Below are 20665 nucleotides of genomic sequence, written 5' to 3'. Positions count from 1 at the left end.
GCGTCTTATTCGATGTGCCCTTTGTAACATTGAGCCGTTTGATCAAACTTAAACTCAAGATAATTCTGAATGCTGTCTAAGCCATCTTCTTGATAATGGGAAACGTAGAGAAGTTGGCTTAGGTGCTCTTTGGCGATCAGCTCTAAGGTGTTCTTTACTAGCACTCGTCCTAAGTAGTCCAGACCTTGGTAGGGTTCGTCCAAAATCAGCAGGGTAGGCTGTTTTACAATCGCTCTAGCAATCAAAAGTAAGCGTTGTTGTCCGTATTCCAATTGTTTAAACGACGTTTTCTCATACTGCGCCATGTGGAGAATCGTTAGCCATTCTTTGGCTATGCTGATTTCTTTTTTACTTGGTTGTGAATAAAGACCAATTGAGTCATAGAAGCCGGACAGAATCACCTCCAAGGCACTGCAGTTGACTCGGTACTGAAGATGTAATGCCGAAGAAACCATGCCAATGTGTTGTTTGATTTCCCAAATAGTTTCTCCGGTGCCACGCTTCTTACCAAAGATATGGATATCGTTGCTATAGCATTGCGGATGGTCGCCAAATATCAGCCCTAACAACGTGCTTTTACCGCAGCCATTTGGTCCCTTTACTTGCCAATGCTGACCTTTATCTATACGCCAGTTTAAATCAGTAAAAATGGTCTTTTCGGTGTATTCCACCTTACCGTTTTTTAGCTCGAAGATTGGATTATCGAAGTGCGTTGAATGCTGGTGTTGGCGAATCAACGTCATCATCTCTTCGCTTTGCTTCTCGGACTGGGATTTTATTTGCGCGATGATAGGGTGCTGATCCCAACTTTGTTTGTCCATGGTGCTGTCAAGTTTGCCACCGCTGAACAGCGCAATGCGTTCTATCCAGTCAGGCATGTCAGATTCACGGGAGAAGGTAATCAGCATTTGTACTGATTGAGACAATGTTTGAAGATAAGCCGCTAGTGAAGCACGGTGCGCGACGTCTAAACCAGTGAATGGGTTATCTAACAACACCAAGTCAGGCTTTGCTGCAAGCGCTCTAGCAAGCATTACGCGTCGTGTTTCACCCGTTGAAAGCACTCGAAATCCGCTTTCGGTTAAATGAGATAGGTCGAGGTCTTCAATGAGTGCTCGAGTTAAGTTGTCATCTTGGCTGATCTCAAAAATCAATCGATAAACTGAACTACCTTGGTCAATACGATCAAGAAAGTCTGTATCGTCTTTTTCGATCTCTAACTCCAACAACCTTTGCTGTTCAGAAAGAGATACCTGTGCGATATGGTAACCTTCGAGCTTCAATTCGCCAGTTTCTGGCTTGATTTCTCCGCACAGTAGGTCGCCAAGCATTGAGCCAATATCGCCTTCAGAGCTAAAAATTCCCCAAGATTGTCCGGCGTCAATCTGCCAATCGTCGATAGAGAGAGTAGAAGTGTTTTCCTTTGCAGTAAGCTGATGAAATTGAATCGGCATTGTGTCTTTCTTCCATGATTTATTGTCGTTTTGTTTGTTATACCAAGCTTACTCTTTCTAATGCCAATGTTTTGCTACGAGAAAAGCCCGTTTATTGGGGGAAATGTGACCTCAAAAGTAGATGCGTATTATTAGTCTTGTTGAGTATTGAGGCTGACAATTCCTTACCCGCACTTACACACCCCGGATTGAATGTTAAAAATGTTATCACTATGGTGACCCTCATTCGGAACTTGGAAGCCAACGTGGATGCTAATGTGCTCCTCAAACCTGACAGTTCTGATAAACGTTACCTAAGTTCTCCTAGATAGGCGGCGATATTTAGTGACGAAAATTTCTTTTCAAGTTTATATAACGAGTTTCAAGATGTTCAAAAACAAATTAACAATATTATTGTTTTTTTCGGTTTGCATAATTTGGGGTACGACCTGGTTTGCTATGGAAGTAGCCGTATCGACGATTCCTCCTTTATTTGCGACGGGAATGCGCTTTCTTATTGCTTGCCCCATTCTAATTTTCTTGGCTAGGCTATTAAACCAACCATTGTTATTTCCAAGAGGTAAAGAGCACTGGGTTATTGTGGTCTCTGTTTTTTATTTTGCTATCCCATTTACCTTAATGATTGCGGGCGAGATGTTTATCTCCTCTGGATTAGCTTCTATTATCTTTGCCAACATGCCTATTGCGGTCATGATGACATCAATGATATTTCTTGGGCTTCGCTTAGCAGCGCATCAGATATTTGGTGTATTTGCAGCAGTTGTGAGTTTGTGTGTGATTTTGTCGAATGAACTTGCTATCGGAGGAGAGACAATCATTCTTGGTTCCGTTGCGCTGATCACTGCGGTACTGATTCATGCAGTGATGTATGTGGTGGTGCAAAAGTATTGTGCTGATATCCAAGTCATTACCTACAACGCCACACCAAGTTTTATTGCTGCACTGCTGCTTTTAATCAGCTCATTCCTGTTTGAAAAGCCAAATACCTTGGTGTTTTCTACCCAATCTATGTTGGCTGTTGGCTACCTTGGCGTGTTTGCAAGTGTCGGTGGTATTGTGGCTTACTTTAAACTAGGTAAAGTATCTTCTCCTTTCGTCGCTTCACTGTGTTTTCTAATATTTCCTTTAGTAGCCCTTTCTATTAACGCTCATATGACCGGTAAAGTAATATCGGACCATTCTTTATTCATGTTAATTCCATTGCTCATTGGTGTTCTATTAACCAAGTTGGAATTAAAGGGTCGTGCCCTAAACCCACAGATTCAATCTAATAGTTAGTCTATCACTTACATTTGCTTAGTTTGATTTGTTTTGAACGAGAGTATTATTTCTCCGCGATAAAAATATCGCTCACATAATTAAAATTATTAAATACGTAAAGAGGAAATCATGTCGGTAACTTTTCAAGGAAATCCAGTTTGTATCACAGGCTCTTTCCCGCAAGTCGGTCAGAAAGCGCCTAGCTTTACTTTATGCTCAGCAGAACTTAACGATTTTCCGTTAGAAAGCTTAAGCGGTAAAAAAGTTGTACTCAATATTTTCCCGAGTATTGATACACCAGTATGTGCGACTAGTGTTCGTACTTTTAACCAGAAGTTAGCGAAAAAGGAAATTGAGATTCTTAACATCTCAGCGGATTTACCTTTTGCAACAGGGCGTTTTTGTGGTGCAGAAGGCATCGATATTGCGCAAACTGCTTCTTTCTTCCGCTCCCCTTCGTTCACTCAGAGTTACGGCGTGAACATTAGCGAAGGTGCCCTTAAAGGCTTGGCATCTCGTGCGGTTGTCGTCATTGATGAGTCGGGAGTCGTACTTTATAGCGAGTTGGTTAAAGAAATCACTGAGGAACCAAACTACGACGCAGTGATGAAGGCTTTGGGGTACTAGGATGAAATTGGCTACATTATTACTTACCGCTTTAGCTTCTGGTTCCGCGTTGGCTCAATTTATGACAAGCACTGACCACGCAAAGTTGGGGGCAGGCGAGATTGTCACACTTGAGAAAGAGAACACATTCAACCTGATTGGTGAGTCAGTAAAAGTTGGGCAATATATGCCTTCTGCTACTTTACTGACGTCAGAACTGAAGTCATACGATACCAGTGCTAAATCTGACAAAATTAAGATTTATAGCGTGCTTGCTTCTGTCGATACACCAGTTTGCGTTCAACAAGCAATAGAGTTGTCAAAATACATCTCTGCGCACCAAAGTGAGCTTCAGGGTATTGAGTTTTATGCAGTGAGTGCAGATACGCCTTTTGCTCAGCAACGCTTTATAAAAGCCCATTCTCTTAAGAATGCTACTTACCTTTCAGACGCGGCTGAGCATGAGTTTGGTTTAAAAACGGGCTCTCAAATTAAAGAGCTAGGTTTGCTAACCCGAAGCATTGTAGTCACGGATAAAGACAATAAAATATTATTCGTACAACGCGTTCCTGAACTCACGACCATTCCAGATCTAGAAGCAGCGATCAACATCGCGAAACAACACATCTAGTTTTTACTCTTCTGTTGGTTACTTGGCAAAGGAATGCCAAGTTTCTTTAAAACTCTCAAATTAATTTTTCTGTTAATTCAGCATCTTCTCTTAATATCGAGCGCTTTTTCGTCGTGTGCTTACATTCGCTTAAAGAAAGTGAAACCTCACCTCTATACACTGCGCGGCAACTGCTGTTAGTCAATACAAGTAACAAATATGGCTTATACCCAAGCTACCTTGAGGTGCTAGGTTCAGCGAGAATGACTTGGTTTGTAGACGCGGCAGTGATTCAAAGGTTTAGTGAGCCTAAATCAAGAATCGGCAACAAAGTATCCAAGCCAATACTCTGAATCCTCATCTTGAAGTCACGTAGGTATATATACTTTAAGTCATGACTTTTGAGTTTTAACCGAACGATAAATTTGGAGAACCATTCCATGCCAAACGTCATTATCGTAGAAGATGATCAGCAGTTGAGAGACATGCTGTGTTACTTTCTTTCTACTGTAGAGGGCTATGAGGTCAGTTGCCTTACGTCTGGTGAGAATGCCGCAGAACACATTGTGGAATTAAATCCTGAGTTAGTGTTACTCGATATTCAACTCCCTCATACGTCGGGGCTTTGCGTACTCAAGTCGTTGAGAGAGCAGGGGCATCACTACCCAGTGATTATGATGACTGCCAATGACAATGAAATCACAGAAACCAATGCTTTAGCACTAGGGGCGAATGATTACATTACCAAACCCATACGCACTAATGCTTTGCGAGAGCGAATCAAAAGACAAATCACACTAGCGAGGCACTATTCTCACGAGGTGCCAAGTATCGATGAACGCCCTTTTATACTTGAAAGAAAGGCGACATGTTTGCTCTACGAGCAGGTAAAGATTCCTTTAACACCTTCAGAGTTTGAGCTGTTAGAAATTCTGTCTAAAGAGAGCCGACCGATTCCAGTACATGAATTATTTGAACAAATTCATGGCTTTTCTTATCACTGTGAAGATCGTTCGGTCTACATGCGAATTTCTTCTATCCGCAAAAAGCTAGCGTCGTTTCTTCCAGATATAGACTTGGTTAAAAACCGCCGCACGAAAGGTTTCTATTTGAACTATCCGGTTGTTGTAAGATGAAAACTTTTATCCTACAAATCTTTGCATCACTGCTGTTGGGGTATGCAATCAGTGCCAGTCTATCTAAACTGTTTATTCAAGATTACAAAAATGCATTAGAAGAGGCGTTTAACTTTCATCGTGTGGAGTTGGTTCTGAATGGTTTTGAGTCTCGCCCTCCCTTGGAAGAACAGAAAGATGCGATTTGGTTGTTTCAATGTGATGTCGCGACTGGTGAGCTACAACGCGTAGATGAAGATGAATACTCGCTGACGAGAAAATATCAAGATCGCCATATTCGAGCGACCTTTAATAGTACCGCTTATCAGAATGATCCCATCATCAAAAAGCTGATGTGGGTTGAGTTGGCTGAAGACTTAATTCAGATTCTATGCACTTTACTGGTACTGGTTGTTTCACTGAGAACGTGGACGAATGGCATTCAGTCTCTCCAGTACCTATCGAGTCGTTATGCCAAAGGTGATTTTAAGGCAAGAACCGATGTCGTTGGTCCGGAGGCGATCAAAACACTTATCAATAATCAACATCAGATGGCACAAGCTATCGACTCGTTGATGACAAGGCAAAAAATGATCTTTGCCGCTCTGCCTCATGATATACGAACTCCACTTTCTGCTATTCAGCTTACGAGCGACATGATGGAAGAGGGAGGTGTGGACAATACCTTCTTGGTGAACCGTTTAGGGGCTCAGGTAAACAGCCTAAATACTCTGTGTGAATCGAGCTTACATCTACTTAAAATCTTGAACAAAGAAGTCCCTTTACAACGAGAGTTCATCAGTTTTCAAGCTATTTTAGATCTTGCGTTAGAGGCTCAGGGATGTGAGCGACAAATCAAACGTGTGAACACACAGCAACTTGTATTTACCGACAAGAGGGTGCTTAAAGTATTGCTACTCAACATTCTCTCGAACGCGAGTCGTTACAGTCATTCTGAAATTGAAGTTGTATTTATGGCTTATCCAAACGTTGACGTTGTAAAGATCAGTGATGATGGCGATGGTTTTGAACCTGCCACGATTGAGGCTTTCAATAGTGGCAAGGTTAACGACGTTTCACCCAAAGATGGCTTTGGTATTGGTATGTTACTTATTTACGAGCTAGCGAATTACCTGAATGGGCGAGTTCTACTCTCTAACACCAACGCAGGTGGGCAAGTCATACTGATCATGAATCGCTGAATCGCAGGGAGTCTCGAATCTCTTCCCTAGCTGTCACACGGCAAATGTGACGGAGTTCGGGGACGCCTAGTTTGGGTTTGCATTCAAGGAGGGATTTAGTTTAATCCCTTTAAATCACTGAAATACGAAAAAGCCCGCTAATCTCTTAGCGGGCTTTTTACTGGAATGTGGCGGAGTGCTGGGGGCGCACACGACTAGGGATATAGAAATCCCGTAATTTTCCAAATGCTAAAACGACGAAAGCTCGTTGATTTCTCAACGAGCTTTCTTAATATGGCGGAGAGATAGGGATTTGAACCCTAGATACGCTATTAACGTATGCCGGTTTTCAAGACCGGTGCTTTCAACCACTCAGCCATCTCTCCGTTGCGGGACGTATAATAGGGGGAGGCATAAACGTTGTAAAGCATTGTTTTAATGAAAAAGAACTGTTTGCTTGTTTTGTGGTCACACCTATAGACGGATGAAGTCTGATGGAATGCTCAAAAGGGCGCTTGTTACAGTATTTTGTAGAGTATTTACTTTATGTTGTGGTTACTTAATAAAATAGTGTTTTATTGATATCTTAATGAAAAGTAAGAATAAAATGACTTTGAGTAAACATGTGTTCGCCCGAAAGTGTTTGCAACATATTGTGAACTAATTCAAAATTAACTGGTATAGCCAGTTGTGCTGAATTTATCTAAGGGTTTTTATGAAAGTCACGAATCTATTTAAAGACAAAGTTGGTGCGATTTCTGCTCACCAATCAGAGTTTATGAATTGGATGTCTCCAACGCTACGCGATTACTGGAGTGACTTCTTAGGTCGAGCACAAAGCAGCTTCCTATTTTCTAAAGTTCGCGATCACCAGCAACCAGCGGTGAACGAAGAGGTGATCCCTCAACCTGAGCCAATCGTGCTAAAGCCTGAAGCGCAAGTTCTATTTAATGAGCTAAGCGAGAAGGTGGGTGAAGTGATCCATGTAGGTGATTGGGTTCACGTATCTCAAGAGCGCATTAATCAATTTGGTTCTGTAACCGAAGATATGCAATGGATTCATACAGATCCAGAGCGTGCGGCTTCTGAATCTCCATTCAAAACAACGATTGCACATGGCTTCCTAACGCTAGCGCTGTTGCCTAAGTTGACAGATTCTGTGGATCCAGAAAAACCAATGTTCCCAACAGCAAAACTAGTGGTGAACCTAGGTTTGAACCAAGTACGTTTCCCTTACCCAGTAAAAGCGGGCAACAACGTACGTGCATCAAGTACGCTAACTAAAATTACGCCAATTAAGAAAGGTCTTGAGATTGAGCGTGAAATCAAAGTAGAAATTGAAGGCGTACGTCGACCTGGTGCTGTAGTTGTTTCAGTGATTCAATTGCACTTCTAATCGAATTCAAAGATTCAAACGAAAAAGAGAGCCGAAATTGGCTCTCTTTTTTTGTGTCTGCGTTTTATTGATTAAAGCTTTTTACTGGGGTGTAGCCGTAATCTGCAATCGCTTTTTGACCTTGCTCCGATTTCAGGAACTTCACGAAGTCTTTACCTGCTTTATCTAAACCATCCACTTTGTACAAAACTAAGAATGGACGAGCGAGTTTGTAGCTGTGGTTAGCGATGTTAGTTGCGGTTGGGTCTGTACCTTCAAACTGAATGGCTTTTACAGAGCGATCAACTGAGCCTACCGAGATAAAACCAATAGCGTGTGGGTTATGGTTCACAATGGTTTTTACCATACTGTTGCTGTTTACCACCAAGTTGTTCGGATTGATGTCTGATACCAAACGGTCGTTGATGATCTTAGTGAGACCTAGCAAGCTTTCAAAGCTGTAACGAGAGCCAGAAGAGGCTTCACGCGTTACAACGGCGATAGGTTGGTCTGATCCACCCACCTGTTTCCAGTTGTCGATTTTACCTTTGTAGATATCAAACAGTTGTTGTTCCGAAAGGTTAGTTACAGAGTTAGTGCGGTTAACGACAACAGCAAGACCGTCATAAGCGATAGGGAATACGTTGAGATCTTCGCCTTTCTCGCTTTCTGTTAGATAACGTGAGCTCATTCCAATTTCAACCACGCCCTTGTTCACCATAGTGATACCAGCGCTTGATCCAATGCCCTGTACTGCAATGTAATCGTCAGGGTGCGTTTTATTATATTCTTCAGCCAGTACATCCATTACGCGTGCCACAGAGGTAGAACCTGAAATGTTGACTTCTTTTGCTATAGCAGAAGGAAGAGACAAAGCCATGGCTAGTAAGGTCGCCACAGAAAGACGTAACATATTTAACTCCAAATACGGTATAAAGCAGCGCTCATCATATTTCGTTCAGGTTACACTTTTGTGAATGGTCGTTGATATCCATAGTGAAAGATCGATTGCACTCACTTTAAGTTGATAACTATCAGTAATGTAGGATGAGTGGATTTTACTGATTTGAAACGAAAGAGGTGACACAGTTAGCTTTTCGGCATCAGATGGGGTGTTATTCTAGGTTTGAGCGGGCGCATGCCCCGATGGTGATTTCTGCCTCTCTCAGGCACTTGGGTATATACTAAGAACAACATATCAGGAGTACGCTCATGTCCGTGTCTCAAATGGCGACCAGTCGCTTGCACAAGTTGGTTCAAACGCTCTGCGCTAGGCGTAATGTCAATTTGCCAGTAGAAGCGATAGGGAAGTGTTTATACGAGCCCATAGAGAACGGTGTAGAGCTTTATCACGCACACTTCTTACTTGATTCACAACACAGTGAATACACGTCTCCTATCGCTAAAATTCTATTTGATGCCAACACTCAACTTTGGTGTTTCTATGTGCCTACATATCGTGGAGAGGAGTTGATGTGGGTGCCTTATGAAAAGCTACCAAGTAGTGAGACGCTTGAGGTGCTTCTCGCCGAATTAGAAAGCGATCCTCAAGCGTGTTTCTGGGATTAACAGGTTTCTCTATCTGCTAATGCGTAACGTATCAAGCGTTACTTTGCGATTTGGCTACGAAATTCTTTTGGTGTAATGCTATAAATCGATTTAAACGCAGTACTAAAGTGTGCGGCGCTCTTAAAGCCGGATTCAAATGCAATTTGAGTAATCGACTTTTGTGACACTCGCAGTTGTGTTGCTGCGTGGTTGATGCGTTTCACCTTCAAAATGTGCGAGAACGAAAGGTTTTCTGCTGCTAGTCTGCGTTTCAATGTCGCGATAGACATGCTCATGTGTGTTGCTAGCGCTTCCAACGTGATGTCTTTCTCGATGTTCTTTTCAATGTACTTAATTGCCTTCTGAGAGGCAGTGAGACTGCTTGCGTCATCAATGATCGATAAGATGTCCGGCTGTACTTCAACCATCAGTGATAACAAGGAAAGCGCAATATGACCTTGGGCGTATTGTGGCGCTTTATGGTCTGCTAACTGAATTAACGTGTCTTTAAGCTTTACAATTGATGATTGGCTTTCTGAAGAGAAAGGGTAGAAGCGACGCTCTTCTGTCTCTGACTGTACGCCTGGATGCGCAGATTTAAACTCGCTAAACAAGCCAATATCAAACACAAGCGCGAGTGCTTTAAACACTCCGGGCTTAGCTTCAGCGCTGCGTAGGTCTGCAGAATTATATAGAGTGAAGTCTCCTGCATTTAATTCAATTTGCTCACCACTTGGTTGGTTAATGATGAGTGAGCCTTCTTCAACAACATATAAGCCATTGTGAGTGGCGGTGTAGCGTTCACTTTTGCGGGCAGTGAAGTGATTAAAGCGAATGATCTCAATGTTCGGCATATTCGTTCTTATCTTTTTGCATGACATATAAAAAAGGCGCTCCATTGAGCGCCTTTAAACTTCAATCGGTATTACTCACTCACAGTTTCTTCTGTTTGTGGTGCTGGTTTATCAGCGAATACCTGGGTCGGCTTTGCAACGATGCTGCGGTTCTCTTGGTTCACGTCTGCTAGAACGATTTCCAATGTATCACCTAACTTGTATACCACTTCTTTATCGATAGAAATGGTACCGTTGTCGCCGTTACACTCAATTCTTTCTTTATTATCAAGAATCAAGCTACCAGGAATAAAGGCTGCTGCACCATTTTCGAGAAGTCGAACACGTGCTCCGGCACGATTAATATCGAAAATCTCACCTGTGAAACACGTTTGCTTGTTCGGCTCGTCTGCAAGAGTGCGTGCGTATAGCCAATCAGACACGTTTCGCTCGGCAATTTTGTGGTGTTTACGGTGTAGAGCTAGCTCTTCGCCCACTTCATCGTCTGGCTTTTGAACCGGTTCTTTGTTCAAAATCACAGCTTTCAGCATGCGGTGGTTGATCATGTCACCGTATTTACGAATTGGTGAAGTCCAAGTTGCGTAGATATCAAGACCCATTGCGTAGTGAGGAAGAGGTTGATTGCCCACTTCGCTGTACGTTTGGAACTTACGGATACGGTTATCTAGGTAAGAAGTCTCTTGCTCACCCAACCAACGGCGAAGCGCTGCGAAGCCTTCTAGTGTCGCGATAGATTCAGCAGTGAACTCTAGTGCGCCTTCTGGGTTTACCAGTTCAACTACTTCTTCAATCTTCTCAGCTTTGAAGCCAGCATGCGTATTGAATACACCCGTTTCGAACTTTTCACGTAGCGTACGACCCGCACAGATGTTTGCCGTGATCATAGATTCTTCAACTAGGCGGTTTGCGCTGCGACGCATGTCAGCATGGATTGCAACAACGTCGTTGTCTTCGCTTAGCTCGAAGCGGTAGTCAGGGCGATCTGGGAATACCACGGCATTCTTTTCACGCCATTCAGCACGAGCGCGAGAGAAGTCGAATAGGTCGCGTACGATAGTCGCGATCTCTTCCGACGGTTGCCATACGTCTGAACTGCCGTTTTCTAGCCAGTCTGATACGTGATCGTAAGCTAGACGAGCGTGTGATTTAATGTTCGCTGCAAAGAAGTTGATATCATCACCAATCACGCCTTCTTTATTTACTGTCACTGTGCAGCAGATAGCAGGGCGGATTTCCCCTTCAATTAGAGAACATAGGTTGTCCGCTAGATCACGAGGTAGCATTGGGATGTTACGACCTGGTAAGTAGATAGTGTAGCCACGTTCACGCGCCACTTTATCCATATCATCTTCAGGTGTGATGTACGCTGTTGGGTCTGCGATTGCGATAGTCAGTTCGAAATCACCAGATTCTGTTTTCTTCGCGTAAAGTGCATCATCCATATCTTTGGTTGATTCACCATCGATAGTTACGAAAGGAACATGCGTCATGTCTACGCGTTCTAGATCGGCGTCGTCTTTCAGTTCCCAGTTCTCGATGCCTGCTGGCTCAGAGTTTGGTAGATCATTCTGAGCAAGCGTTACCCACCAAGGCGCGATCTTGTCATTTGAATCGGTAATCTTCTCCGAAATTTCTACGAAGAAAGTGTTATCACCTTTAAGTGGGTGACGAATAAGATGCGCGACAACCCAGTCACCTTCAGCAAATTCGTCAGGTTTTAGACCTTTCTTTAGTTTTGCTTTAAGAGAAAGCTTTTTAAGCTGTGGGTGATCAGGAGCTACGTTTAGCTTGCCTTTGAACATTTTTACTCGGCCAATAAAGCGAGTTACGGCTTGTTCTAGCAGTTCTTGTGGTTCTGCGACTTCACGTTCGTTTTCAGTGCGGATGATGGCAACGACTTTGTCGCCGTGCATGCACTTTTTCATGTACGCAGGTGGGATGAAGAAGCTGGTTTTGCTGTCCACTTCCAGGAAGCCAAAGCCTTTATCGGTTGCTTTGATTGAGCCTTCTTTTTTAGGCAGGTTTTCTTGGATTTGCTGCTTAAGCTGAGCTAATAGCGGGTTATCTTGAAACATCTTTTCTTAACTTACCGTTGGAATTGGGCACACTATAATCATTGCGCACTATTATTACCACCTAAAGCACAGAAATTCGCTGTGAATTATTGATGAATTGAACAGCTTGTTGGTGCTTTTCTCTCCGGAGATTGGGGGGAGAGGTGGAAATTTATGCGAATAATACCATTAGTGAGAATAAATTGTGATGTAATTCAATTTTTTCTAGCTTTTTTTATGCATTTAAGGAATAATCCGCCTCCCTTAGTCGTCCCTAATGGCTTATCGCGGTTGTGTACTGTACTAGCTCCTGTCTGAACGGATTTAGTAATTGGATGGATCAGTATCGAATTGGAAGAGCATATGGGACTGTTTTTTTGTTTAATTAAGTAGGATCCCAATGCAAGATTCTGTTATTCAATTCAGCGATTTATCTCTGAATGATTCTATCCTTTCTGCTCTAGACGGAATGGGTTTCGTGTCACCAACTCCAATTCAGGCTGCGGCAATCCCACACCTGTTGGAAGGTGCTGACGCGCTGGGTAAAGCACAGACGGGTACAGGTAAAACGGCAGCATTCTCTCTGCCTCTTCTAAACAAGCTTGATCTTGACCAACGTAAACCACAAGCAATCGTACTTGCTCCAACACGTGAGCTAGCGATTCAGGTTGCGGCTGAGATGAAGAACCTTGGTAAAAACATCAAGGGTCTTAAAGTTTTAGAAATCTACGGTGGTGCATCTATCGTAGATCAAATGCGTGCACTTAAAAACGGTGCACACGTAGTAGTTGGTACTCCTGGTCGTGTACAAGACCTTATCAACCGTGAACGTCTGCATCTAGACGAAGTTAGCACTTTCGTACTTGATGAAGCGGACGAAATGCTAAACATGGGTTTCGTGGACGACGTAACTGCAATCATGGAGCACGCTCCAGAATCTGCACAGCGCGTTCTTTTCTCTGCAACTATGCCTCCAATGCTTAAAAACATTGTTGAGCGTTTCCTACGTGATCCTGTAACTATCGACGTTGCTGGTAAAAACCACACTGTAGACAAAGTTCAACAACAGTTCTGGGTAGTGAAGGGTGTAGAGAAAGATGAAGCTATGTCTCGTCTTCTTGAAACTGAAGAAACTGACGCGTCAATCGTATTCGTACGTACTCGTCAAGACACTGAGCGTCTAGCTGATTGGCTATCTGCACGTGGCTTTAAAGCTGCTGCACTACACGGTGACATTCCTCAGTCTCTACGTGAACGTACTGTTGATCACATCAAACAAGGTGTTATCGATATCCTAGTTGCAACTGACGTTGTTGCACGTGGTCTTGATGTTCCACGTATTACTCACGTATTTAACTACGACATCCCATTCGATGTTGAGTCTTACATCCACCGTATCGGTCGTACCGGTCGTGCTGGACGTAAAGGTAAAGCGATCCTTCTAGTTCGCACTAACCAAATCCGTATGCTTCGCACTATCGAGCGCGTAACTAAGTCATCTATGGAAGAAATCCAACTTCCTCTACGTGACCAAGTTGCAGAAGCTCGTCTAAACAAGCTAGCGGCTGAACTGGAAGCAGAGAAAGAGCACAAAGCTCTAGACAAGTTCGCAGAGCTTGTTGAGAAGCTACAAACTTCTCTAGAAATCGACCCAACAATGCTTGCTGCAATGCTTCTTAAGCGTCAGCAAGGTAAACGCCCGCTATTCTACATTGGCGAAGACCCAATGATTGAAGCGATTGAGCGTGACAAGCAACGTCGTAAAGAGCGCCGTGAAGGTGGTCGTGACGGTGGTCGCAACTTCAACAACCAAGACTGGGATACTTACCAGCTTCAAGTTGGTCGCGAGCAAGGCGTTCAAGTTAAAGACATCGTTGGTGCTCTTGCAAACGAACTAGGTCTAGGTAAAGGCTCTATCGGTGCAATCAAGCTAGCACAAGGTCACACATTCGTTCAGCTACCTAAAGCAATGACTTCAGATGCTGCAAACAAGCTAAGCAAGCTACGTATCCGTCAACAAGATGTTGGTGCTGTAGTATGTGACTTCGATGACTTCCGTGAGTCTCGTGGTGGTCGCCGTGACGGTGGTCGTCGCGATGGCGGTCGTCGTGATGGCGGCGGTTACCGTGGCAACCGTGATGGCAACCGCGAAGGTGGTCGTCGTGAAGGCGGTCGTCGCGAAGGTGGCTTCCGTGGTAACCGTGACGGCAACCGCGATGGTAACCGTGAAGGTGGCGAACGTCGTTTCGATCGTAACCGTGGTGGTGACCACCGTGGTGCACACCGTGGTGAACGTGGTCACGGCCGTGGTCGTCGCTCACAAGAAGCATAATTGCTTAATCACTAGATAAATTTAAAAACCGAGCTAAGTGCTCGGTTTTTTTATGCGCGTCGAATGCGGCTTTGCTCTTCGTCATGGGTGTTTACCCAACTTATCACTTCGTTTAACGGTAGTGCAGGGCAGAATAAGTAGCCTTGGATGATGTCACAGCCTCGACTACGTAAGAAGTGAAGCGTATCCATGTCTTGGACTCCCTCTGCAACCACTGAATACCCAAGACCGTGTGCGAGCGCAATGGTGTTCTCCACAATCGAACGAGTGCCTTCAGTCTTACTTGCTGTACAAAGGAAAGAGCGGTCAATCTTAATTTGATCGACAGGCAAGTCGCGCAGTAAAGACAAGGAAGAGTAGCCTGTACCAAAATCATCCAAGCTGATTTTAATACCCAGTCCTTTGATTTGGTGAATGAGAGGGTTGAGTTCCCGAACTCTGTCAATAGCCATGGTCTCTGTGATTTCTAGACTGATCATATCGGCGAAGTGCGGATTGTCTGACAGCATCTTATCTAGTCTAGAAAACAAGCGGTTAGAAGAGAGATCCTTAGCCGATAAGTTAACGTGTACAGGTAGGTTTATTCCTTGTTCGCTCATAGTGTGCAAATCTTTTTCAACTTGGTTGAGCACCCACATGGTGATGCTATGCACTTGATTACTTCTTTCGGCAATAGGAATAAAATCATTTGGGGATATATTTTTTCCATTACTATCGCGCCAGCGGATGACGGCTTCAAAGCCCACAGCAAGGTTAGAGCGCGCATCAATTAATGGCTGGTAGTAGAGCTGGAACTCTTCTTTGTCTAATGCACACTGGATGCGTGAGGAGATTTCGAGCTGGTACTTCGCGCCAACGTTCATGTCTTCATTGTAGAACGCCATCAATTGCCCATTGCGTTTTGCGTGATACATGGCGATATCCGCAAATTTGATGAGAAGATCGTTTGATTCTGCATCGCTCGGATAAGTGCTTAAGCCGAATACAACACGTGATGACACTTGAAACTCATCAAGATGGAAGCGTTGAGCCATCGCATGGTCTAACTTTTCTATCAATTCAGTGCCAGTGTGATCACAAGCGCATGAAGTGAGGATCACAAATTCGTCACCGCCTACACGAAAGAGGCGGTCTTCTCCTGCCAGTTCTTCTTGTAACCTTTGACCGATTTGAATCAATAGTTGATCACCGCAGAAGTGTCCCATGGCGTCGTTAATTTGTTTGAAGTTAACGACATCAAATAAGATGACAGAGAAGGGGATTCCTTGTTGAACTCGGTTGTCTATCGATTCTAAGCAGTATTTGCGATTGGGCAGACCAGTTAATGAATCATGAACAGCATTGTGCTTCTCGCGTTCAGCGATTTCGTGAAGTTCTAAAATCGAATCGTTGCTCCATTTAATCATCAAAACGATGAATATGCTGCCGCCAAGCAACAGTAGAGCGACTCCCGTTTCGAGTAAAGAAGCGGCAGGTTTATGGATGATTTCGTTAAGAAAAGCCGCATAAGCAAATATGAACCCGGTGATCAAAATCAACAGAACTATCCAACCAGGAACGTCTGTTTTCGAGCAAATATTTCTTGTCATCTGCCATCCCCAGCAGAGTAACATGAGACCTATGATGACCAATACAAAGGCAAAAGTAGGCACGTTATCATTCTGACCTATTGATAGGTTTGTTAATTTTCATTCCCCAATAAACAACGTAGCTCATACTTTAGGTTTTGTACAAATATGAGTATTCATACATTTGTTGTAACAACACATATTTTTTAGTCTTCAAATAAAATTCAAACTTGTCGTAGATCAACAAAAAATGTTCAACTAATTAAGTAATGCTAAAAGATAGTTGAAAGATTAAAAAATTATTGAATAATAGAAAGCACAAACAAGAAGTACGCAGCGCGGAAGCGCAATTACAACCTCTGCTCCACAACAGGAAACTATTTCATGTCTAATTCGTTTGTACTGGTGATCAACTCTGGTAGCTCATCACTAAAATTTGCAGTAATCGACTCTCAATCTGGCGATGCTGTGCTAAGTGGTCTGGGCGAATGCTTTGGTCTATCGGACGCTCGTATGAGCTGGAAATTCAACGGTGAGAAATTTGAGTACGCTATTCAAGGCGATGAGAATCACCATCAACTTGCAGTAGCAAAACTAGTTGAGTTAGTAAAAGAGTACAAATTAATTGAAGATGTTGTTGCTGTTGGTCACCGAGTGGTTCACGGCGGTGAGAAGTTTACCAAAACAGTCCGTTTAGATGAGTCTGTTATTGCAGACGTAGAAGCGCTAAGTGATTTGGCTCCTCTACATAACCTTGCTCATGCGATTGGTATGCGTGCTTCAATGGCGGCATTCCCTGAGCTACCTCAGTTTGCTGTGTTTGATACTGCTTTCCATCAAACAATGCCTGCAAAAGCTTACACTGGTGCCATCGCGAAAGAGCTTTACTCAGACTTCGGCATCCGTCGTTACGGCTTCCACGGCACTAGCCACTACTTTGTAAGTCGCGAAGCTGCGAAGATGATTAACAAGCCGGTTGAAGAATCGAGCTTCATCTCTGTTCACCTTGGTAACGGTGCTTCTGTTTGTGCAATCAACAACGGCGAATCTGTAGATACGTCTATGGGCTTCACGCCACTGTCTGGTCTAATGATGGGTACACGTTGTGGTGACCTTGACCCAGGCATCATTGAGTACCTACTGAAGAAAGGTTGGTCTCAAGAGAAAGTGTTCAACTCATTGAACAAAGCTTCTGGCTTCTTAGGTGTTTCAGGTCTAACAAGCGATGCACGCGGTATTTTGGAAGCGATGGAAGAAGGTCACGAAGGCGCTGCTCTAGCATTCCAAGTATTCACATACCGTGTGTCTAAATACATCGCGTCTTACCTTGCTGCTCTTGATTCATTCGACGGCATCATCTTCACTGGTGGTATTGGCGAAAACTCTATGCCAATTCGTCGCGAAATCCTAAACAACCTAAAACTTCTAGGTTTTGTTGAAGATGTGAAAGGTAATGAAGATGCACGATTTGGTAACGCAGGTGTTGTTGCTACATCTGAGTTACTTGGTGCGAAAGCGCTAGTTATTCCTACCAATGAAGAGTGGGTTATCGCTCAACAGTCGGTGGAACTGCTGTAAAACGGCAAAAATTTTGGGAACTAAGTCAAAGCCCTTTCCGGTTGGAAAGGGCTTTTTTTCGTCTTGGAGAGAGGCGAGTAACGATTTTATCGATATTGTTACTCCTCATTCCCTTGGTAGTTTAAGTATTGAATGCACAGCTCATGGAAAGCTTTAGCTTGAGGCGATATTGTTCGGTCCGTTAAGGTAAAGATTCCCACCTGCCTTTTCAAAGGTGGATCAATAAGCGGAATCCAAACTAATCGAGTTTCATTGGTTGGGAAAGCTAACTTTGGCAAGGTGGTGACACCAATACCGAGCTCAAGGACTGAGAACAAAGACGTAATGTTCTCCACGGAATACAAAGCTTGTTCACTTAGCGCACGTGCAGGAGTGGGATCGAGTAGGGTACAAGTCCCGTTTCGAATAAAAGGTTGTTCCAACAGCGTTTGCCACTCGATTCCTTCTGGATGCTGAGCAATAGGGTTATCCTTCAAACACACTACACCAATGGGATCAGAGATTAACGGAGTAAACTCGATACCGCCTTCGTCCAAGTGTGATGGGTTACCCAACGCTAAATCCACTTCGCCTGATAACAAACGCGCTTCGACGCCAGCGGCGTTATCATCAATTAGGCTGACTTCTACATTCGGGTATCGTTCACAGAATGCGCCGAGCACACTGGGAATCAGCTTGGCAGCAACAGAAGGAACGCTGGCGATGCGTACCCGCCCTTGCTGCCCTGCGGCGGCGGCTTTCAAGTCATTATCCAGTGCGTTATAGATGTTGAGAAACTGAATGATCTTAGGCAGGCAGATCTCGCCGAAAGGTGTGAGTTTGGATTTATTTCCAGATTCAAATAGGCTCTGACCAAGTATCTTTTCTAGTTCTTTTATGGATGTCGACAGTGCTGCTTGAGAGCGATTTGCTCTATGTGAAGCGGCTCGAAAGCCACCTTCCTCGACCACCATCACAAAATGCTTTAATTGTTGAAGCTTGATACTCACGGCGAAACCTCTGCAATCCCTTTATTTACCTTAGTTTTAATAAGGTGATAGATTTTTCTTATCAAATGTAAAAAATTTACCGTTCGATTTATCGCCTGTCAATGTGCAGTATTTAACTATCTTGAAACAAGGCTGTTACAAAGGTTGAAAGGCACGTGAATACTTCTACGAAAAAATACCCAGTCAAAACTGCATTGTTTGCCTCTAAAGCGCCGCTTGAATGGGCAATTGTTAACAGTGGTACTTTATACACCGCGCAAATCCCGATTGATGATACTGGTGCTGTCGTGGAAGGCGGTATCGAAGCGCAAACTCGTCAAACCTTTAATAATCTCGTTCACACGCTGGAGTGTGCAGGGGAGTCTTTAGATTCTGTTCTGCAAGTGCTGATTTATGTGACGGATCGTGAGTACTTAACAACGGTTAACCAAGTCTACGCTGAGTATTTTGACGCGCCTTACCCTAATCGTGCCGCTATGGTTGTGGCAGGGCTAGCGCGTGAAGAGATGCTGGTGGAGTTTGTGGTGTACGCATCAGCGAGTCAACCAGAGTAAAGAATAATAATCAAAGCCTCATCACCGGGCTTTGTCAGTGAGATCAGTGAGCTGGTGGCGATCACCAGACGTCAGGAAGAATAAGGACAGAGCAATGACTTTTATCGATAATGTTCAAGCAGAGAAATCTCTCTACATTGCAGGCGAATGGCAATCTGGTATTAATACGGTTGCGAACATTAACCCTTCAGACATCAGTGAGAGTTTAGGCGATTTTGCTCAAGCGAGTGAAGGTCAAGTAGAACAAGCCATTCAAGCTGCCAAAGTCGCGCAACCAGAGTGGGAAAAAACGCCGATTGAGCGCAAACAAGCGGTTTTGCAGGCGATTGGTGATGAGCTAATTGCTCGCTGTGATGAGCTTGGTATGCTGCTTTCACGTGAAGAAGGCAAGCCTTTTGCTGAAGGTCGCGGTGAAATCTACCGTGCTGGTCAATTCTTCCAATATTTCGCGGCGGAAGTGCTGCGTCAAATTGGCGATAACGCAGCTTCTGTCCGTCCAGGCGTTTCCGTTGAGGTCACTCGTGAAGCCGTCGGCGTTATCGCCATTATCTCTCCTTGGAATTTCCCAACCGCAACGGCTGCATGGAAAATCGCACCAGCGCTTGCGTTCGGCAACAGCGTAATCTGGAAGCCCGCTAACCTAACACCTGCTAGTGCGGTTGCACTGACTGAGATTATTCATCGTCAAGGATTACCAGCAGGCACGTTCAACCTTGTGTTGGGCAGTGGCTCGCAAGTGGGTAACACGCTTATCAACTCGAAAGATGTAAATGGTGTGAGCTTTACTGGCTCTGTTGATACCGGACGCAAAGTAGCGGCAGCAACGGCACCGAATTTTGTGCGCTGCCAGTTAGAGATGGGCAGTAAGAACGCACTTGTGGTTGCTGATGATGCAGACATTCAAATCGCCGTTGAAGCAACCATTGCAGGCTCTTTCTCTGGCGCAGGTCAGAAGTGTACCGCGTCTTCTCGCTTAGTCGTCATGGATGGCATTCACGATGCTTACGTGGAAGCACTGATCAAACGAATGAGCGAGCTTAAAGTCGGTCACGCTTTAGAAGAAGGCGTTTTCATGGGACCTGTTGTGGATGGAAACCAATTGAATGCCAACTTCGAATGGATTGAGAAAGCACGTCAAAGCGGTGCCGAGTTAGCGTTCGGTGGCGAGCGCTTGAACTTAGAGCATGACGGTTTCTACATGTCGCCAACTCTTTTCCTCAATACGCAAAACAGTTGGGAAGTGAACCAAGAAGAAGTGTTTGCGCCAATGGCAAGCGTGATTCGAGTTTCTGACTTGGACGAAGCCATTGCTGTAGCAAACGATACTCGTTTTGGCTTGACGGGCGGCATCATCACGCAAAGCCTCCGTAATAGCGCCATCTTCAAACAACAAGCTCAAACTGGTTGTGTCATGGTCAACCTACCAACCGCAGGAACGGATTACCACGTGCCGTTTGGTGGTCGTAAAGAGTCGAGCTTTGGTCCTCGCGAGCAAGGTCAATACGCAAAAGAATTCTACACCGTGGTGAAAACCGCTTATCAACGTCCTTACTAAGTGAAATAGGGCAGCCGAGCATTCCGCTGCCC

At 44.2% G+C, this 20665-nt stretch carries 17 protein-coding genes and 1 tRNA gene; 11 read left to right on the top strand and 7 right to left on the bottom strand.

Annotated elements, in window-relative coordinates; translation table 11 throughout:
• Nucleotides 1-5: 5 nt before the first annotated feature.
• Nucleotides 6-1454 (bottom strand): molybdate ABC transporter ATP-binding protein ModF, encoded by a 1449-nt coding sequence (gene modF / locus OH463_RS18455; protein WP_269991992.1) that lies wholly within the window; start codon nt 1452-1454, stop codon nt 6-8.
• A 366-nt stretch (nt 1455-1820) separates the two neighbouring features.
• Between modF and OH463_RS18450 the strand changes: the two genes are divergently transcribed.
• From OH463_RS18450 to OH463_RS18430, 5 genes are all read left to right on the top strand, one after another.
• Nucleotides 1821-2732, top strand: coding sequence for a DMT family transporter (locus OH463_RS18450; protein ID WP_053053380.1), 912 nt, complete (start codon nt 1821-1823; stop codon nt 2730-2732).
• Between the two features lie 111 nt (nt 2733-2843).
• Nucleotides 2844-3341 (top strand): thiol peroxidase, encoded by a 498-nt coding sequence (gene tpx / locus OH463_RS18445; RefSeq protein ID WP_005452211.1) that lies wholly within the window; start codon nt 2844-2846, stop codon nt 3339-3341.
• A 1-nt stretch (nt 3342) separates the two neighbouring features.
• Nucleotides 3343-3951, top strand: a complete 609-nt coding sequence (locus OH463_RS18440; protein ID WP_050933004.1) for a thiol peroxidase — start codon at nt 3343-3345, stop codon at nt 3949-3951.
• A gap of 419 nt (nt 3952-4370) precedes the next feature.
• Nucleotides 4371-5066 (top strand): response regulator transcription factor, encoded by a 696-nt coding sequence (locus OH463_RS18435; RefSeq protein WP_074051389.1) that lies wholly within the window; start codon nt 4371-4373, stop codon nt 5064-5066.
• Nucleotides 5063-6247, top strand: a complete 1185-nt coding sequence (locus OH463_RS18430) for a sensor histidine kinase (RefSeq protein ID WP_074051390.1) — start codon at nt 5063-5065, stop codon at nt 6245-6247. Before OH463_RS18435 ends, OH463_RS18430 begins: the two co-directional genes overlap by 4 nt.
• A gap of 274 nt (nt 6248-6521) precedes the next feature.
• Here OH463_RS18430 and OH463_RS18425 read toward each other — a convergent pair.
• A tRNA-Ser gene (locus OH463_RS18425) sits at nt 6522-6612 on the bottom strand.
• Between the two features lie 329 nt (nt 6613-6941).
• On the opposite strand from OH463_RS18425, the gene OH463_RS18420 reads away from it, so the two are divergent.
• Entirely contained in the window at nt 6942-7622 is a 681-nt protein-coding gene (locus OH463_RS18420) for a MaoC family dehydratase (RefSeq protein WP_005452183.1), read from the top strand.
• Nucleotides 7623-7686: 64 nt separating this feature from the next.
• Here the strand turns inward: OH463_RS18420 and OH463_RS18415 are convergent, their stop codons facing one another.
• The gene (locus OH463_RS18415; RefSeq protein WP_269991985.1) at nt 7687-8514 is read right to left on the bottom strand and encodes a phosphate ABC transporter substrate-binding protein; all 828 of its coding nucleotides are present in this window, start codon (nt 8512-8514) and stop codon (nt 7687-7689) included.
• Between the two features lie 299 nt (nt 8515-8813).
• Here OH463_RS18415 and OH463_RS18410 point away from each other — a divergent pair, with 299 nt between their 5' ends.
• Complete coding sequence (locus OH463_RS18410; RefSeq protein ID WP_005452180.1) at nt 8814-9170, top strand: DUF3024 domain-containing protein; 357 nt, start codon at nt 8814-8816, stop codon at nt 9168-9170.
• A gap of 38 nt (nt 9171-9208) precedes the next feature.
• On the opposite strand, the gene OH463_RS18405 is transcribed toward OH463_RS18410, so the two are convergent.
• Together OH463_RS18405 and rnb are read right to left on the bottom strand one after the other, a co-directional pair.
• Entirely contained in the window at nt 9209-10003 is a 795-nt protein-coding gene (locus OH463_RS18405) for an AraC family transcriptional regulator (RefSeq protein WP_269991983.1), read from the bottom strand.
• A gap of 71 nt (nt 10004-10074) precedes the next feature.
• Nucleotides 10075-12078 (bottom strand): exoribonuclease II, encoded by a 2004-nt coding sequence (gene rnb, locus OH463_RS18400; RefSeq protein ID WP_005452178.1) that lies wholly within the window; start codon nt 12076-12078, stop codon nt 10075-10077.
• Between the two features lie 379 nt (nt 12079-12457).
• Between rnb and OH463_RS18395 the strand changes: the two genes are divergently transcribed.
• Nucleotides 12458-14389, top strand: a complete 1932-nt coding sequence (locus OH463_RS18395; RefSeq protein WP_009696353.1) for a DEAD/DEAH box helicase — start codon at nt 12458-12460, stop codon at nt 14387-14389.
• Between the two features lie 50 nt (nt 14390-14439).
• Here the strand turns inward: OH463_RS18395 and OH463_RS18390 are convergent, their stop codons facing one another.
• Nucleotides 14440-15978 (bottom strand): putative bifunctional diguanylate cyclase/phosphodiesterase, encoded by a 1539-nt coding sequence (locus OH463_RS18390; protein WP_033007694.1) that lies wholly within the window; start codon nt 15976-15978, stop codon nt 14440-14442.
• A gap of 363 nt (nt 15979-16341) precedes the next feature.
• On the opposite strand from OH463_RS18390, the gene OH463_RS18385 reads away from it, so the two are divergent.
• Entirely contained in the window at nt 16342-17535 is a 1194-nt protein-coding gene (locus OH463_RS18385) for an acetate/propionate family kinase (protein WP_009696351.1), read from the top strand.
• Nucleotides 17536-17633: 98 nt separating this feature from the next.
• Here the strand turns inward: OH463_RS18385 and OH463_RS18380 are convergent, their stop codons facing one another.
• A complete protein-coding gene (locus OH463_RS18380) occupies nt 17634-18524 on the bottom strand; it encodes a LysR family transcriptional regulator (RefSeq protein ID WP_005450182.1) in 891 nt (296 codons plus the stop codon).
• Nucleotides 18525-18679: 155 nt separating this feature from the next.
• Between OH463_RS18380 and OH463_RS18375 the strand changes: the two genes are divergently transcribed.
• A complete protein-coding gene (locus tag OH463_RS18375; protein ID WP_269991979.1) occupies nt 18680-19078 on the top strand; it encodes a RidA family protein in 399 nt (132 codons plus the stop codon).
• Nucleotides 19079-19172: 94 nt separating this feature from the next.
• Nucleotides 19173-20633, top strand: coding sequence for an aldehyde dehydrogenase family protein (locus OH463_RS18370; RefSeq protein WP_269991977.1), 1461 nt, complete (start codon nt 19173-19175; stop codon nt 20631-20633).
• Nucleotides 20634-20665: the final 32 nt, after the last annotated feature.

This window comes from Vibrio sp. NFR (assembly GCF_027587095.1).
Lineage (GTDB): Bacteria > Pseudomonadota > Gammaproteobacteria > Enterobacterales > Vibrionaceae > Vibrio > Vibrio harveyi.
This window is presented reverse-complemented; position numbering and strand designations above follow the sequence as displayed.

Excerpts from the sequence above, each read along its gene's own strand:
- OH463_RS18415 (WP_269991985.1), bottom strand. The coding sequence starts at position 8,514 with ATGTTACGTCTTTCTGTGGCGACCTTACTAGCCATGGCTTTGTCTCTT.
- OH463_RS18410 (WP_005452180.1), top strand. The coding sequence starts at position 8,814 with ATGTCCGTGTCTCAAATGGCGACCAGTCGCTTGCACAAGTTGGTTCAA.
- OH463_RS18405 (WP_269991983.1), bottom strand. The coding sequence starts at position 10,003 with ATGCCGAACATTGAGATCATTCGCTTTAATCACTTCACTGCCCGCAAA.
- OH463_RS18370 (WP_269991977.1), top strand. The coding sequence starts at position 19,173 with ATGACTTTTATCGATAATGTTCAAGCAGAGAAATCTCTCTACATTGCA.
- rnb (WP_005452178.1), bottom strand. The coding sequence starts at position 12,078 with ATGTTTCAAGATAACCCGCTATTAGCTCAGCTTAAGCAGCAAATCCAA.
- OH463_RS18450 (WP_053053380.1), top strand. The coding sequence starts at position 1,821 with ATGTTCAAAAACAAATTAACAATATTATTGTTTTTTTCGGTTTGCATA.
- OH463_RS18430 (WP_074051390.1), top strand. The coding sequence starts at position 5,063 with ATGAAAACTTTTATCCTACAAATCTTTGCATCACTGCTGTTGGGGTAT.
- OH463_RS18395 (WP_009696353.1), top strand. The coding sequence starts at position 12,458 with ATGCAAGATTCTGTTATTCAATTCAGCGATTTATCTCTGAATGATTCT.
- OH463_RS18435 (WP_074051389.1), top strand. The coding sequence starts at position 4,371 with ATGCCAAACGTCATTATCGTAGAAGATGATCAGCAGTTGAGAGACATG.
- OH463_RS18420 (WP_005452183.1), top strand. The coding sequence starts at position 6,942 with ATGAAAGTCACGAATCTATTTAAAGACAAAGTTGGTGCGATTTCTGCT.
- tpx (WP_005452211.1), top strand. The coding sequence starts at position 2,844 with ATGTCGGTAACTTTTCAAGGAAATCCAGTTTGTATCACAGGCTCTTTC.
- modF (WP_269991992.1), bottom strand. The coding sequence starts at position 1,454 with ATGCCGATTCAATTTCATCAGCTTACTGCAAAGGAAAACACTTCTACT.
- OH463_RS18385 (WP_009696351.1), top strand. The coding sequence starts at position 16,342 with ATGTCTAATTCGTTTGTACTGGTGATCAACTCTGGTAGCTCATCACTA.
- OH463_RS18390 (WP_033007694.1), bottom strand. The coding sequence starts at position 15,978 with ATGACAAGAAATATTTGCTCGAAAACAGACGTTCCTGGTTGGATAGTT.
- OH463_RS18440 (WP_050933004.1), top strand. The coding sequence starts at position 3,343 with ATGAAATTGGCTACATTATTACTTACCGCTTTAGCTTCTGGTTCCGCG.